We start from the raw sequence: 14487 nt of genomic DNA, 5'->3' as shown, positions 1-14487 counted from the left end.
CGTTTACAGCTTGTGCCCCTTCTGGCGCAGCGCCTCGATCAGGCGTTGCTTCAATTGGTCGGCGGCCTTCTGGCTGGCGTCCTGGGCGATCTGCGCGGTCGCCTGCGCCAGCGCATCCGACTGCGCGAGAAGCTTCTGTCCGGCCGGCTGGGCGTAGAACGCCTCGATCTGGCGCAGCTCGTCCAGGGTGAAGCTTGTGGCGTAGACGGCGGCGATCTGGTCAATCATGGCGGTGAAGAACGGCGCGTAGATCTCTGCGCCCGGCGCGGTCATCGCGTCATAGTCGCGCTCGATCTCCGGCCTGTCCTGCGCCACCACCGGCCGCAGCTTGAGCAGCAGCTGCGGCAGCAGCGCGCGATATTGATCGGCGATCTTGAGCGTGACCACGAGCTTGCGCGCCGTCCCCATCGCCTCCGGCGACGGCGTCTCGGCGGACGCACCGCAGACGAGGAGCAGGAGAATGCCGGCGATCACCAACAGACGTCTGGACATGGACCTCTCCACTCAGCGGCTCGCATTGGCGGCCGGCGCGCTCTCGACGGCAGGTTCGGGTTCATCGACGTCGGTCACTTTCACGAACAGGTTCGGCACCCGCTCGGCACGATCGAGCAGCCAGGCGGCGCCGATCATGATGACGATGCCGAGGAGCGAGACCGCGAGCTGCTCCCAGACGCCCTTGGTGTATTGCGTCAGGATCCAGTGCGCGGAGAACGACAGGAAGACGCCGAGGCAGAAGATCGGCAGCGAATGCTGGCCGCAGAGGATGACGGGACGCAGCCACGGCGTATGCAGCGCCTTCCACTTGCGCGAGACGAAATAGGTCACCCAGATCGCCAGCGCCAGGAAATGCGTGAAGCGCAGCATGTCGAGGTCGGTCTTGTCGATCGGGTAGATCGCCTTGATCATCCATTTCGGGATCAAGGCCTCGAGCGCCTGGACGTGCCAGGTCATCACGATCAGGAGCGCGAAGACAATCCAGGCCGCGGCCAGCGTCATTGCGGCCTTCGACCACACCCATTGGCCGATCTTCTCGATCTGGCCGATGCCGCACCAGGCGGCGAACACGAACATCAGCTGCCAGCAGAACGGATTGAAATACCAGGTCGTGCCGGGCGGATAGGACGCGACGTTCCAGTCGAACCAGCGCGACAGCACATAGAGCACCACGGATCCCGCGAGCGTCAGGTTCGGCCGGCGCACCAGGCACCAGACGATGAAGGGCGAGGCGAACACCAGCGTGATGTAGAGCGGCAGCACGTCGAGATTGACCGGCTTGTATTTCAACACGATCGCCTGCCCGATCAGCTCGTCCGGATGCGCGAGGAAATTGAAGACGTTGAACTCGTGCTCGTACATCGGATTGTCGAAGCGGCGCGCGGTACGGGCGATCTGCGCCGTGAACAGCAGGAACAGCATGATGTGGGCGACATACATTTCCGCCGCCCGCCGCCACAGCCGCTTCAGCGCGGCGAGAAACCAGCCGCCGGCGACGATCGGCCCGTAGATCCAGCCGACCAGATAGCCGGAGATGAAGACGAAGAATTCGGCGGCATCGCTAAAACCGTAATTGCGCAGCGTCAGCCAGGCCACGACGTCGTGCGGAATGTGATCGAGGAAGATCATCCACAGGCCGATGCCGCGGAAGAGGTCGAGCCGCAAATCGCGCTCGACCGGCGCCAACAGTGCTGCCTGGTCCCGTATGATCATGGCCCCCGCCTCGTCCGGTGGGCGTCGCGCCGTCGCGGCGCCGATGAATTCGGATGCTAAAAAAGATCGATCAAATCGTCACCTAACCCTGCGGCTAGAACGCCGACGGTAGCCGACCTTGGCGCCCGCGCAAGGGACTTGTCATCACAACGTATGGGGCTCCGTCCAAAAGAGACAAAAACAACCCCATACACAGTAGCCAAGTCCTTGCATCGCCTGAAAAATTCATTTGACCCGTCGGGCAAAGCCCCAGGACGTCGCGCGCCCCGGGTCAGGTCGGCTGATCACCCCCGGCGAGCATGCTGTTCCGCATCGCCTCGGCCTTCTGTTGCAGCGGCTTCGCGCCGCTCTCGGAGGCGATCGCGATCGCGGCGCGCAGCGCGGACAGGATGATGGTCCGGTTCGCCTCGCTCGAAGGCGGCGTCACCACGGCCTCGCCGAACAGGGCCTCGGCCTCGAGGCCGGAAAAACCCTGCTGGCGCGCGGTGTTGCGCGCCTCGCGCAGCATGTTCTGGGCGGCCTGGGCATCGCCCAGCTGATTGGTCGCCAGCGCGAGGTAGATCGAAGAGCGCAGCACCGCCGAGGTGTAGCCGACGGCGCGCGCCTCTTCGCGTGCCTCGGCCAGCATGCCGCGCGCCCGGTCGAACAGCCCCTGCTCGAGATAGGCGATGCCGAGATGGCAGGCGAGCACCGGCACGAACAGCCGGATGCCGTGTTTCTGCGCCAGCACAAAACCGTCTTCGAGAATGGACGCGGCCGCGGCCGGATCGCCCCGGCCAAGCATCAGCGAGCCGCCGCTATAGGCGGCGGCAACGCGGTCATAGGGACGGCTGGTCTCGTCCGCAATCGCAGCGGCCTCTCGCTGCAGCTGCTCGGCGGCGTCGAGCTCACCCATGACGGTGTGGGTGAAGCTTTTCATCATGCAGCAAAGGAGGAGTGTGTATTTCGGGGGCGTGCCGAACGGCGCACTCGTCTCCGGCCCCATGAGATGGCTACGGGCTCGAGCGAATGTCTGCTCGGCGTCGCGATATCGCCCGGCAAGGAAATACGCCTGGCCGAGATTGTATTGGGCAAGGTTACGCCATCCCGGATTGCCCGACTCCTCGGCAAGACCGACGACTTCCTCGCCAAGAATGACGGCCTCGGTCGGCGTCCCATAGAAGTTCTGCCCACCCGCCATGACCGTCATGGCAGCAATCTTTCTGCCGACATCATCGATCTGGCTGGCCCGTTGGTCGGCCTCCTTTCCGAGATCGATCCACTCGGCGACGCGACCGGACCAGATGAATGCCATGCGCGCCTCCATCCGGAGATCGATGGCGTTGGTCTCCCGCGGGCGCGTCAACGGAGTCTTGTCGAGCGAATTCATCGCGGTCCGGAAGTAGTCGACCGCCTCGGCATAGGCCGAGCGCACGAGGCATTTCTGTGCGGCGCTTCTCCCATAGTTGAATGCCTTCGCCCAGTCCTTGGCGCGGATGGCATGGTAACAGAGGGCGTCGGGATCATCTCGCCATGTTTCGTCGCTCTCGAAAGCCGCGAGCACGCGCGCATGTACGCTTTCGCGCACCTTTTCGACCATCGACTCATAGGTCACCTGACGGACCATCTCGTGCCTGAACTCGAGCGAGTTCTCGAGATCGCTGTCGATCCTGACGAGCAGCTCGGCCCGGTCGAGCGACACGAGACAGTCCTGAAAGACGCCTTCAGGCAACTGCGAAACTTTCCGTACCACGGCTTCGCTCGATCGCGGCCCCAATGCGGCCGCGACTTGCAACACCATGCGCTGCTGCCTCGACACGCGGTCGAGGCGCGCCGCGATCACGCCCTGAATGCTGGTGGGAATACCGAGCTCGTCGATCGGCCGTACCAGAGCAAGGTCGCCCCACTCGCCGCGCAACGTGCCGCTGTCCTTCAAGCCGCGGCAGACCTCCTCGATGAACAGCGGTACGTTGGCCGTGTGGGAGATGATCCGGCTCTTCAGATCGGCGTTGGTCTCGGACGATCCGAGCATGTCGGACAGCATTTCCAGCCCCGAAACATCGTCGAGCGGCCGCATCGCGACGATTTCGGCGTGGCAACGCGCAATCCAGACCGGCATGCCGTTCGGACGGGAGGTCAGCAGCACGAGAAGATCGGGCACCGCCATCGCGGCAATGGCGGCCACGACGACGTCGCTGGCCCGGTCGATCCAGTGCAGGTCCTCCAAAAGGAGCACCGTCGGCTGACGACTGGCCAGGCTCCGGATGACGGCGCAGCTCGCATCGGAGATCACACGCCCGCGGGCATGAGGCTCGAGCTCGTCCCATTGCGGGTTCGCAATCGGCACATCGAGCACCGCGTCGAGGGCGCTCTGCTGGATCGCGGGCAGGTCCTTCAGGGGATCGCCGGGATTGCCGGGGTCCCTCGCGACTGCGTCGATGGTCGACAGCAGGATTCGCTTGAGCGTGCTGAACGGCGCTCCTTGCAGATTCGGGCTGCACTCGGCGTCGATCAGCCGCCAGCCCTCGGCCCGGAGCTTCTGGGCGAACTCATGCGCCAGCCGCGATTTGCCGATGCCGGCATCGCCGAGCAGCAGGACGGTCTGCCGGCTGGCCCTGGCCTGCCCGGCCGCGCGATCCAGCAGGGTTCGCTCGGTGGTGCGATCGACAAATCGGGAGACGCTGCGGGCTCGCCGTACCCGCCAGCTCGACAGGTCGCTGGCGCCGACGATCCGGTAGACGGGCACGGGCTGGCTGAAGCCGCGCAGCGATTTGCCGCCGAGGTGCTCGAACCGGACATGCCCGTCGGCTAGCTTTTGACAGGCTTCCGAGACGTAAATCTGATTCGCTTCGGCCACCTGCTCCAGCCGCGCGGCCAGATGCTGGGCGGCGCCGCCGATCTCGTAGACCTTGGAGAATTCGCTGGCGACCATGTAGGCGACGACATGGCCGGAGTGGAGGCCGACCCGGACCTGAAGCCCGGGATCGCCGAGGCTCGCGACGCGCCGGACCAGTTCGATAGCGGCATGACACGCCAGCGGCGCATGATTGTCGTCCGCGATCGGGGCGCCGAATACAGCGGAGAGCCCGTCGCCCAGCTCCTTGCTGACGATACCGCCGAACTGACGTACGGAGGCCCTCATGGCGGCCAGCGCCGGCTCGAGGCGCGAAACGGCCTCCTCTGGATCCAATTCAGCAACAAGACCCGTGGAGTCGATGACGTCAGCACGGAGAATCGTCACAAAGCGACGCTCGCTGTCAGGGTCGACCCGTTGACGCACTGCAGCCCCGCATTTGGAGCACCAGCTATCGTCCGGATTGATCGCCGACTGACACGCGAAGCAATGCATTCCTGCGCCTCAAAGGTACGGCCCGTCTATCGATCAGAATCCGCGAACGACTTTTGATGAGAATACCGATTGAGAACCACTTAGCAATCGGGCCCGCTCCGCGTCGTTGGCTGGGCACAGCGTGGGTGGCGATCTGGACGAAACACAGTCCTGAGTGGTAGCGTCAATACATCCCAGCCAAGGGGGCATATATTTCGGCAGCGCCAAGTTGGCCAAACCGACTGGCGTCGCGGAGCTGTATGTATTTTCGCAAAGCCAAAGATATATTGAGGGAAAAGGCGATGGGCTCGAGACCTTATAGAGGCAAGCCATTCAGAGATTTGATGAACAGCAACTACTACCCTCTGGCCAACATGAAGAAGAGCGTGGCCAAGCTGAAGGCATCGAAGGACATCGATCTGCCGACCTTGGAATACGGCCAGTACCATCTCATTCTTACGCCTGCCTCGAGGTGGCCGCAGGGAAGCGCCGAGCACTGGCACAAGGAGAAGGGCCGGGCTCGTGTCGACCTCAGCGCCCAGCTGAACACGGTCCCCCTGTCCAACGATGAGCCCGGCGTGATCCCGCTGACGCGATGCGACCTGCTCGATGCCAGCGTCCGGAAGTGCTTCAATTCCGAGCCACCGATCCCGATGAAGACAAACATCATTGCCCACGCGCCGAGCGATGCCTATGCAGACCGGCACGAGATCCGGCTGGAATGGGAGTACAAGAGGGGCTCGGACAAGCCGACGCTGCTCAATCTGACGATGGTCTGCCCGTATAAGCCGGAGAAGGGCTGAGCAAGATCGCAACTGCATCATCTGAGCGGCGCGGGCCGGCACTTTGCCAGCCCGCGTTTTTTTTTGCGGCGTATGGTGGACGCACAGCAAACCCGCACTGCGGCGGTGTGTCTCCGCACCTTCGCCCGTCATGGGCCTGTCGTACGAAGATGGCCCGCTGCCTTCGATTGCGTGTGCGAGTCGCATCGTCGAAGCGGCCGCGAAACTGATGTGGAGGGGCGGTCAATGCCGGTTGGATTGCTGGAAGTCGAAGGCACGATCGAGGTCAACCAGTTCTGGCCGGAGGGACGATCGGACGCCGACACCACGAAGGTCGTGGTGAACGTCGCCTCTGACGCGATCCGCTTCATTGCGTCCCGAGCGCAGTGAACATCTCCCAGAGCCTACCGTTTAAAAAGTCTCCTACAGACTGCGGCGGATTTCGCGCACGCCGCGGCCAAGCTTCCGGCGCAGCAGCATGCGTAGAGTCGCACCTTCAGCATAGCCGACTTCGGCGGCGATCTGGTCGACGCTTTCTTGGCTGGTCTCGAGCAGGTGCACGGCGCGCTCTATCCGCAGGTCCTGGAAGTATTCCAGCGGCGATTTGCCCAGCACGCTCTGCATCCGGCGCGACAGCGTGCGCTTGCTGGTGGCGAGCGCCGCCGCCGCCTGGTCGAGCGAGAAGCCCTCGGCCAGACGTTCCCGCGCCCAGCGCTCGAACTTTTGTACCAACGAATCGGTGTGGGCGAGGTGGGTGGGGATCGTGTACAGCGCCTGCGAGGTGCGCATGTCCGCCACCAGGTACTTCGCAGTGAGGCTCGCCAGTTCGGGGCTGGCGCGCCGGATCAGCGTCAGCGCCAAGTCCAAATGGCCAAGCGCAGCGCCGGCGGTGACCATTGCGTTGGACTGCACGATGAGCCGCGTTTCGTCCAGCCGCACACGCGGATAGCGTTTCCGGAACAGCGGCGCCAGCCACCACGTGGTGGTGGCCTCCTCACCGTCGAGCAGTTCCGCTTCCGCCAGCACGAAGGTGCCAACGCAGGCGGCAGCGGTCAGCGCGCCGCGCCCCGACCATTTACGCAGCACCGCACCGGCTTCGCGCACGTCGCTGCCGGCCAGCGCCTGTACCAGCGGCTCCGGCGTTATTCGGTTGATGGCAGGCGTCACGACCACGTCCGGTGTCTGAGCGCGAGCCGCTACAGCCACCGGCATGCTCAAGCCCTGCGCAGTGGTGACGGTCTTGCGCAGGCCCACCGCTTTCGTCTGGAAGCGCAGTGAAGAACCCGTCATCTCCGCCAGCGCGTTGGCAGTGCCGAACGCGTCGAGAACCGCGGCCAGCCCGGTGTCGAACACTCCGTCGAGAGCAAGGACGTGGATGCGCATGGCAATTATGATATCGAACTAGGCAATTCTGCCAAGACGGAAAGCGTTGCCGCAGCCGGATTTGCGCATTCCGATCTCCAAGCCCCTGGTCGGCCGCACGCATGGAGAATATGGCAGAATCGGTATCAAAATTGGCAACCTTGCCACTGCCGGCGCGAACGCTCGGCCCCTAAGTACCTGCGCACAACGCGGCGCCCCTGCCGCTAGCGGAGACCAAAGATGATCAAATGTGGATTGTTCGTCCGGCTTGAAGCCAAGCCGGGCAAGGAGCAGGCAGTAGCGGACTTTCTTGCTGCCGGCCTCGAACTGACAAATCGAGAAGCGACCACGCCGATCTGGTTCGCCCTCAAGCTCTCGCCGACGACGTTCGGCGTTTTCGACGCCTTTGCGAGCGAAGAAGATCGCAAGGCGCACCTCGCCGGCAACATGGCCAAAGCGCTGATGTCGAGGGTCGACGAGTTGCTGGCAACCCCGCCGTCGGTCGAGCCCGTCGATATCCTGGGCATGAAGAATCGGGCGGCCTGACGCCTTTGCGCCCCAGTGTGCGGGGCGCGAATTCGACCTGCAGCGCCCTGGTTAGCCGTCACCAGCCGATAGTCGTCCGCACCAGGACGGCTACGTGAACGACGGGCGAATCGAAAAACCCCTGGAGAGTCACATGTTCAAACTACAAAAGACTTCTGCAATCGCCCTGATGATCGCAATGAGCGGCGTCACGGCTCACGCCCAACCTGCCGCTGATCCGGCGCGGCCTGCGAAAGATGTCGTCATTGTTCATGGCGCACTGGTTGATGCCGCAGGCTGGCAGTCCGTCCACGACATCCTGGTCAAGGACGGATTCCACGTGACGCTCGTGCAGGAGCCGAACACCGGCCTCGCGGAGGACGTCGCGGCCACCAAGCGCGCCATCGATCAGCAGACGGGCCCTGTTGTGCTCGTCGGCCATAGCTATGGCGGTTCCGTGATCACGGAGGCGGGCATCGACCCGAAGGTCGGTGCGCTTGTCTATGTGGCCGCACTCCAGCCCGATGTGGGGGAAGCGAGCGGTCAGCTTCTGTCGAAGTTCGCCGCGCCCCACAACGCCATGCAGGCCGCCAGCAATCGGGGCACCGAGGACAAGTTTCTCTTCCTGCCGCCAGCGCAATTCCGCGAAAACTATGCACAGGATGTTCCTGCGCCGGAAGCTCAATTCCTGGCAGACTCGCAGCAGCAGCTCGCTCAGAAAGCTTTGGGCGCGGCTGTCTCTGCGGCTGCATGGCACACCAAGCCTACCTACGCCATCCTGACCACCCAGGATCACATGGTGAGCCCTGAGCTTCAGCGCTGGATGTATCAGCGTTCGGGCGCCAAGGTTACCGAAGAGAGCGCAAGTCACGCGGTCTTTGTCTCTCAGCCGGCCGCTGTCGCCCGAGTGATTGAGGCTGCCGCAAAAGATATCAAGGCTGCCGCAAAGTAGACGATCAACCGCCAACCGTTCTGCTGGTCATCTGACTCGTCCATCAGCGCACATACTTCGCTATTCACCAATACGCGAGGTATGTGCGCCTGGCGGGCAGCGCCCCGAACCGCCGGAGAAACTCGTGCCAGCGAGAATTACGCTCCAGCATGACATGAGGTGGCGTCGTGGCCCAAACACAGACTGAGGAACTATGGCGTGCCCTCGCAATGGGCGAGTTGCCCAAAGCCCGTCGGGGTCGATTTGCGCTAAAATTTCTTCCGAGCAACCCGCGGTGCAAGATGTGCAACGCTCCCTTCCGTGGCGTAGGCGCGCCCTTGATGCGACTGATCGGCAAGCGGCCGGCCAGGCAGAACCCGCGATTTTGCTCCTTTTGCGAGGAGGTGACGCGGGGGCACCCCGGCGGCGCGGAGGTCGAGATGAGTCTCATCATTGCCGATGTTCGCGGCTCGAGCCGGTTGGCCGAGAACAGCAGCCCGACGGATTTCGCTCGCTTGATGAACCGGTTCTATGAGGCGACGACGCGCGTGCTGATCGACACGGACGCGTTGATCGACAAGCTGGTGGGCGATCAGGTTGTCGCCCAATATCTCCCCGGCTTCGCCGGCCCCGCCCACGCGAAGCGGGCAATTATGGCCGCTCGGCGCCTGCTGGCTGAGACGGGGCATGGCCGGCCAGGTGGCCCTTGGCTGCCGATCGGCATCGGCGTCCACACCGGCACGGCCTATTGGGGCAATGTTGGTTCGCGCGAAACATTCACCGATGTCACTGCGCTAGGCGACGCTGTGAACGTAACCTCGCGCCTCTCCTCGCTCGCGCAGGGCGGCGAGATCTTGGCGAGCGCGGCCGCTTGTGATGTCTCCCGGCTGGACCTCTCTGGACTGGAGCGGCGCAAGCTCGATCTCAAGGGGCATAGCGAACCGATCGAGACCATTGTCTGGCACGCGGAAGCGGCCCCTGTCTGAGGGAAACTTCGTTCAAGTCTGGGATCCTCAGAAACAAGGGCCCACTCGGATGAAGAAACCCTCTGATGAGGGGACGCTGTACGCCCATTGCCCATCCGGATATCAGCAAGACGTTCTCTTAGAGCCGCCGACATCTGATCGACCGCAGTTGGTTGCGGGGTGATTTGAATCTACGAAACCAAGTCATTGACCTTTGTTGGGGCCGACATTTTGGTCCCAAAAGCAGAAACCCAGCAATCAATCGAGATTGCTGGGTTTCTGTTATCGATCTTGGTTGCGGGGATAGGATTTGAACCTATGACCTTCAGGTTATGAGTCGGATCCTATATTTGTAGAAACATTTGATTTTATTACTTAAAACGAGTTTGCAGGTTTTTTTGTGCTAGATTTTGTGCTAAAATCATGGAAACCCCTTTAAAATAGGCATTTTTCGCACGTCGCGAAACTGGCGTTTGTGCTTATAGTGCCGTTTTGGGCTAGAGAATCTAAGCTCCTCCGGGCGTGCCCCGCCCTAGAGAATGATCGACACATTGTGATCGATCCCAATGGAACAGCCGCGTTCACTATGCGCGGCTTGCTGGGTGTTTGGCCGGATCGCAGCATGATCTGAAGAATCGAGGAATATTCGCCAGACGATCCGTACCTCGGGCCGGCTGCAAGGTGGCGTCAACGTCACTTTGGTGGCGCGAAAGACGGTCGGTCGGACCTTCCGAACCATTACACCTGCGATCCGGCGCCGCCCGCGCGAACACCAGGTATGGTATGCGACAGAAGTCTCTCGACCACCTTGCGCGGCCAACACGGCAGCTGCGCTTTCCGTCCTCGGCAAGCCGCGCACCGAGGACGCTGCGGCGGTGATTGGTTCAACCGCAAGTCGGGCCGACATGCCACCAGCGACAGATGAACGCTTGAAAGCGCAGATGAGCCGGAGTCCCGCGCACAGTGCAGCTTGATGAAACGGCTTGGAGCTCGCCGCGGGTACTTCATATACATTGCCCGCCGCAACAGAGCACTTATATGTATGCTATTCTTCAGTCTTCACATGGATATTTGAGTTCAAGCAGCCTGCTGCCGAGGCGAAGGACATCTCATGAAGCGGTTGTCGGCGGGCGTGCTTGTTGTGAGCTGTCTGCTCCTGCTCATCGAACCGGCGCTCGGCGGCAAGCGTGTTGCGCTCGTCATCGGAAACTCTGCCTACCAACATGCCGCCAGTCTTGAGGCTCCTGCCAGCGACGCCAAGTTGATGGCGGATACTTTGCGCGGGCTCGGGTTCACATTGGTGAGCGGCTCAGCGTTGGTCGACGTAGACAAAGCAGGATTGGACGCCGCCATTCAGGACTTTGGCAACCAGATTTCGGGTGCCGAGGCCGCGCTCTTCTTCTATGCAGGCCACGCCATACAGCTGCGGGGTACCAACTATCTGATCCCTACCAACGCGAACCCAAGGAAGGATGCGGATGCGGACTTCCAGCTGGCCGACGTCGCGTCGGTCATGCATCAAATGGAGGGGGCGGGAATACGACTCAGGCTCATCATTTTGGACGCCTGCCGCAACAATCCCTTCGCAGGCAGAGGGCTGCATTCCAATGAAGGTGGACTTGCACCAATGGCGGCGCCGACGGGCACGCTGATTTCCTACCCTGCACAACCTGGTCGCATCGCCAGCGACGACAGTTCGTACACAAAGGCTCTGGTCCAGGCCGTTCAGCACCCGGGATTTGCCATCTTCGACGTTTTTAACGAGGTGGGGCTTGCAGTAGAACACTCCACAAATGCTGCTCAATTGCCATGGGTTTCATTTTGGGCAATCGACGGCACTTTCTCCTTTATGCCTGAGACCACGTCTGCCGATCAAACGTACCTTGGTGTTTCTCGCCAAGCCGCAGAAGCCTGGGGTTTGGCCAAAGATACAACCAGCAAGGCCGCGATCACGGCCATTGTTCAACGCTATCCAGGCACTTTCTACGCTGATCTTGCGCGCGAACGTCTCAAAGAGCTCGGGGCGCCCGCTGCGGAAAGGCCCGCACAGGCATCTGCACCGGTTTGGCCTCCCGCAACGAGCATGAAGACAGCTTCGGTCGCCGGCCTTCCGCGCGCAGTGCTGTATGAAGAGGTGCCCGGTACAAACGAGCAAAAGTTCGCAGGCACGGTGATCTGGCACACCGAACCGGGTGAGACATCGGACGGAAAGAGCGAACCTGTCGTACACGCCGACATCGAGATCCCAGATCGTAGAACGAAGATGACGCTGTCACTTCGTCGCAATGCCGATCCCGCATTGCACGCCAGCCACACCATCGATCTCACCGTCAGCACTCCAACCAATCCCATAGGGTGGCAGGTAAGCAGCATCCCGGGAATTCTCATGAAAGCTAACGAGCAGGCACGCGGAATTCCGCTCGCGGGCCTGGCAGTGAAGGTTACGGATGACGCATTTCTGATAGGTCTCTCGAATGTCGACGCCGATCGTGTGCGCAACGTCAAGATCTTGAAGGAGCAAGAATGGCTTAGCGTGCCGTTGGTCTACAGCAATCAGCGTCGCGCGATCCTTGCTATCGAGAAGGGGCAAGCCGGAGATCAAGCTTTCGAAGCGGCCTTCTCGTCCTGGGAAAAGATGCAGTAAGAAAACTGCCTTAGCGCACCGAAAATCGGAACCGGCGCGCTTTACGACCTCACTTCCGTGGTAGCGGCGGCAATTTAAGATTGGACGTGTTCTATGGATCGATCGTCGCGATGAATTGCAACGAGATCCATACGCAGCTCGAATACCCGGTAATCATGGGACTCTAGAAATGCCCTCAAACCATGCTTGTCCGACTTGATGAACTCCGCAACGACAATTGGCTTCGAGCGGTACAGGATGTCAGCCGCGCCCGCGAGCACCTCTTTCTCCATGCCTTCGACGTCGATCTTGATGAGATCGACGCGCTTCAGCCCAAGCGAATCTAACGTTCGGCAGAGCAATTTTTCCGTCGCTTCTTCTGAATAATCGACGGCCTGGCCAACAAATTCCGTCATCTCTTTTCGGGTGAGTTCAACACTGCCGAAACTTGCCGGGCGTGTATGGTCCAATACCGGCACTTTGATTGACCCGTTCTTATCTCCGACCGCTGCCAGAATCGCACGCGCATTGAAGCAGTTATTCAGGGCGATGTTTCCGGCTAAAGCATAGAATACGCGCTCCTGGGCCTCAATGGCGATAACTTCGCCCCAGCCGGTCATTGCCCGCGCCCATTCGATCGTGTGTACCCCGATATTCGCTCCACAGTCGACCGCCACCACTCCGTCACCGAAATAGCGGCGACGCAGCTCAAGCATGGAAAGCGCGAGGTCTACCTCCTTGGATGAAAACGATGACGTTTCGAGGAGCTCGAAACCAACACCAAAACTGCCACCATCGGGAACCGTACGATAGTCGAACCGGTTGACGATCATGGGGCCATGATCCGATGCCGCCAGAACGAAGGCGATCTTGCGCTGGATCCAGTTCTTCACACGCTGATCTCGTCGAGCGCCAAGCCAGACATCTCAGGAGCGGCCATCGCGCCGAAACGCCGGAATGCGGGTGATAGCAGCCTTTACTTGCTCCGCCGTGATCAGCCGGGTGCATTCGAACTGCCGGGAGGTGTCCTTATGACGCGGACACCACAGGAAATCCTTGTGATCGAAGCGCACCCGGACATCGTTCCAGCAGGAATTACAGGCGTGATAGTTGATCACTCTATAAGGCGTGTCGAATTCATTGGTCGGGTGCGTGAAACCCGAGATCATCACCACCGGCACGCCCGTTGCCCAGGCGAGCCACGATAGGCCGCTCGACAGCCCGACGAAAAAATCAGCATGGGCCAGCCATCGCGCGCGATCCGCCAGAGGTCGATCACCGGTCTGATCTTCGGCACCATAGGGAATGTGATTCCAGAGGAGCCCGTGCCCGTGCGTCGGCTTTTGATCGATGCAAATGACACGATAGCCGGCCTCTTTCAGGAAGGCGACGATCTCCCGCCAACCGTGCGGGTTGTTCCAGTACTTGCACTGGGTCGTGCTCTGCGCGGCGATGCAAACATAGCGATCGTCGATCGGCCGGCTCGCATCCGCCAATTCGAGACGCGGAGGCACCTCCGTTGGATCGACGCCCAGGATATAGCCCGCGGTGCGATGCAGGCCAACATGGCGAAAATCGCAAGGCTGCTGCACGCCATCCTTGTCGTCGAAGAACAGCCCCATCGAATAGGTCGCATAATAGCGGCTTGGCTCGACCTCTTCATGGGGAATAAAATTGATGTCGGGGTAGGCTGGTGCGAGCAGAGGAATGAGCTTTTCCCCGATCGCGCAGGTCAGCTTGCAGCCATGCTTGTCCTTGAACTTGACGGCATAGGGAAACCAGCCGAGCGAGTCACCGAGCGTCCCGACCGGAAACTGAACCATGACATCGCGGTTCTCGGCCGAATAGTCGTGGCTTAGAACTTCTCTGCCCTCGGTCCAGATCTCGATGCGCGCGCGCACGAAGTAGCGTTTGGTGCTGTTGATCCGTCCGGCTTTCAGGTCCGTTTCGAACAAGATATTTCCCGTGTCGAGATCGCTCAGGCGTACCCGCCAGAGATGTTCGGCTTCAGGAAGAAGGACACGACAGCCATCGTTGAAGTCATACTGAATTCCCATCGGCCCCTGCTGGGTCGGTGTTTCCGCAGGGGCCGGATAGGGGCGATTTGATGGTGCGCTCGCTGGTTGCGACGATGAAGTCTCCTCCGGCGGCGTCTGAGGTTCGGCTGCCGTGGTTGGAAATTCCTCGTCCGCCTTAACCTGTTTGAGATCGAGTACCAGGTTCACGTCAGGCCTCACATATTTCGTCGACGATCCGCGCCGAGGAAATCTCCTTCGGCGACGTTT

At 61.3% G+C, this 14487-nt stretch carries 12 protein-coding genes; 6 read left to right on the top strand and 6 right to left on the bottom strand.

All coding sequences use genetic code 11. The features are described 5' to 3' along the window. Positions 1–3: 3 nt before the first annotated feature. The 3 genes from ACP2YP_RS04755 to ACP2YP_RS04745 form a co-directional block, all read right to left on the bottom strand. Entirely contained in the window at positions 4–492 is a 489-nt protein-coding gene (locus ACP2YP_RS04755) for a DUF2059 domain-containing protein (RefSeq protein WP_426422625.1), read from the bottom strand. A gap of 12 nt (positions 493–504) precedes the next feature. Then, on the bottom strand, positions 505–1707 hold the full coding sequence (locus tag ACP2YP_RS04750) for an OpgC domain-containing protein (RefSeq protein WP_426422624.1): 1203 nt from the start codon (positions 1705–1707) through the stop codon (positions 505–507). A gap of 271 nt (positions 1708–1978) precedes the next feature. Then, entirely contained in the window at positions 1979–5035 is a 3057-nt protein-coding gene (locus ACP2YP_RS04745) for an ATP-binding protein (protein ID WP_426422623.1), read from the bottom strand. A 239-nt stretch (positions 5036–5274) separates the two neighbouring features. Between ACP2YP_RS04745 and ACP2YP_RS04740 the strand changes: the two genes are divergently transcribed. Together ACP2YP_RS04740 and ACP2YP_RS04735 are read left to right on the top strand one after the other, a co-directional pair. Further along, on the top strand, positions 5275–5817 hold the full coding sequence (locus ACP2YP_RS04740; RefSeq protein ID WP_426422622.1) for a hypothetical protein: 543 nt from the start codon (positions 5275–5277) through the stop codon (positions 5815–5817). A gap of 225 nt (positions 5818–6042) precedes the next feature. Then, on the top strand, positions 6043–6186 hold the full coding sequence (locus ACP2YP_RS04735) for a hypothetical protein (RefSeq protein WP_426422621.1): 144 nt from the start codon (positions 6043–6045) through the stop codon (positions 6184–6186). A 33-nt stretch (positions 6187–6219) separates the two neighbouring features. Here the strand turns inward: ACP2YP_RS04735 and ACP2YP_RS04730 are convergent, their stop codons facing one another. Next, complete coding sequence (locus ACP2YP_RS04730) at positions 6220–7179, bottom strand: GlxA family transcriptional regulator (RefSeq protein WP_426422620.1); 960 nt, start codon at positions 7177–7179, stop codon at positions 6220–6222. Positions 7180–7398: 219 nt separating this feature from the next. Here ACP2YP_RS04730 and ACP2YP_RS04725 point away from each other — a divergent pair, with 219 nt between their 5' ends. The 4 genes from ACP2YP_RS04725 to ACP2YP_RS04710 all read left to right on the top strand — a co-directional run bounded on the left by ACP2YP_RS04725 (position 7399) and on the right by ACP2YP_RS04710 (position 12223). After that, the gene (locus ACP2YP_RS04725; RefSeq protein WP_426422619.1) at positions 7399–7704 is read left to right on the top strand and encodes a putative quinol monooxygenase; all 306 of its coding nucleotides are present in this window, start codon (positions 7399–7401) and stop codon (positions 7702–7704) included. A 94-nt stretch (positions 7705–7798) separates the two neighbouring features. After that, on the top strand, positions 7799–8635 hold the full coding sequence (locus tag ACP2YP_RS04720; RefSeq protein ID WP_426422618.1) for an alpha/beta fold hydrolase: 837 nt from the start codon (positions 7799–7801) through the stop codon (positions 8633–8635). A 320-nt stretch (positions 8636–8955) separates the two neighbouring features. Further along, on the top strand, positions 8956–9600 hold the full coding sequence (locus ACP2YP_RS04715; RefSeq protein WP_426422617.1) for an adenylate/guanylate cyclase domain-containing protein: 645 nt from the start codon (positions 8956–8958) through the stop codon (positions 9598–9600). 1090 nt (positions 9601–10690) lie between these two features. Beyond that, the gene (locus tag ACP2YP_RS04710; protein WP_426422616.1) at positions 10691–12223 is read left to right on the top strand and encodes a caspase family protein; all 1533 of its coding nucleotides are present in this window, start codon (positions 10691–10693) and stop codon (positions 12221–12223) included. 74 nt (positions 12224–12297) lie between these two features. Here the strand turns inward: ACP2YP_RS04710 and ACP2YP_RS04705 are convergent, their stop codons facing one another. Both ACP2YP_RS04705 and ACP2YP_RS04700 read right to left on the bottom strand, forming a co-directional pair. Continuing rightward, positions 12298–13095 (bottom strand): FkbM family methyltransferase, encoded by a 798-nt coding sequence (locus tag ACP2YP_RS04705; protein ID WP_426422615.1) that lies wholly within the window; start codon positions 13093–13095, stop codon positions 12298–12300. A gap of 33 nt (positions 13096–13128) precedes the next feature. Then, positions 13129–14427 carry an autotransporter strand-loop-strand O-heptosyltransferase gene (locus ACP2YP_RS04700; protein WP_426422613.1) on the bottom strand — a complete coding sequence of 433 codons (1299 nt, stop codon included), beginning with the start codon at positions 14425–14427 and terminating at the stop codon, positions 13129–13131. Positions 14428–14487: the final 60 nt, after the last annotated feature.

The sequence above is a fragment of the Bradyrhizobium genosp. A genome (genome assembly GCF_049949275.1).
GTDB lineage: Bacteria > Pseudomonadota > Alphaproteobacteria > Rhizobiales > Xanthobacteraceae > Bradyrhizobium.
Note: the sequence above shows the minus strand (reverse complement) of the source record. Positions and strands in the feature narration are given on the sequence as shown.

What these genes read in the sequence shown, in the direction of transcription:
- ACP2YP_RS04730 (WP_426422620.1), bottom strand. Translation starts at nt 7,179, where the DNA reads ATGCGCATCCACGTCCTTGCTCTCGACGGAGTGTTCGACACCGGGCTG.
- ACP2YP_RS04725 (WP_426422619.1), top strand. Translation starts at nt 7,399, where the DNA reads ATGATCAAATGTGGATTGTTCGTCCGGCTTGAAGCCAAGCCGGGCAAG.
- ACP2YP_RS04715 (WP_426422617.1), top strand. Translation starts at nt 8,956, where the DNA reads ATGCGACTGATCGGCAAGCGGCCGGCCAGGCAGAACCCGCGATTTTGC.
- ACP2YP_RS04735 (WP_426422621.1), top strand. Translation starts at nt 6,043, where the DNA reads ATGCCGGTTGGATTGCTGGAAGTCGAAGGCACGATCGAGGTCAACCAG.
- ACP2YP_RS04750 (WP_426422624.1), bottom strand. Translation starts at nt 1,707, where the DNA reads ATGATCATACGGGACCAGGCAGCACTGTTGGCGCCGGTCGAGCGCGAT.
- ACP2YP_RS04740 (WP_426422622.1), top strand. Translation starts at nt 5,275, where the DNA reads ATGTATTTTCGCAAAGCCAAAGATATATTGAGGGAAAAGGCGATGGGC.
- ACP2YP_RS04710 (WP_426422616.1), top strand. Translation starts at nt 10,691, where the DNA reads ATGAAGCGGTTGTCGGCGGGCGTGCTTGTTGTGAGCTGTCTGCTCCTG.
- ACP2YP_RS04745 (WP_426422623.1), bottom strand. Translation starts at nt 5,035, where the DNA reads ATGCATTGCTTCGCGTGTCAGTCGGCGATCAATCCGGACGATAGCTGG.
- ACP2YP_RS04755 (WP_426422625.1), bottom strand. Translation starts at nt 492, where the DNA reads ATGTCCAGACGTCTGTTGGTGATCGCCGGCATTCTCCTGCTCCTCGTC.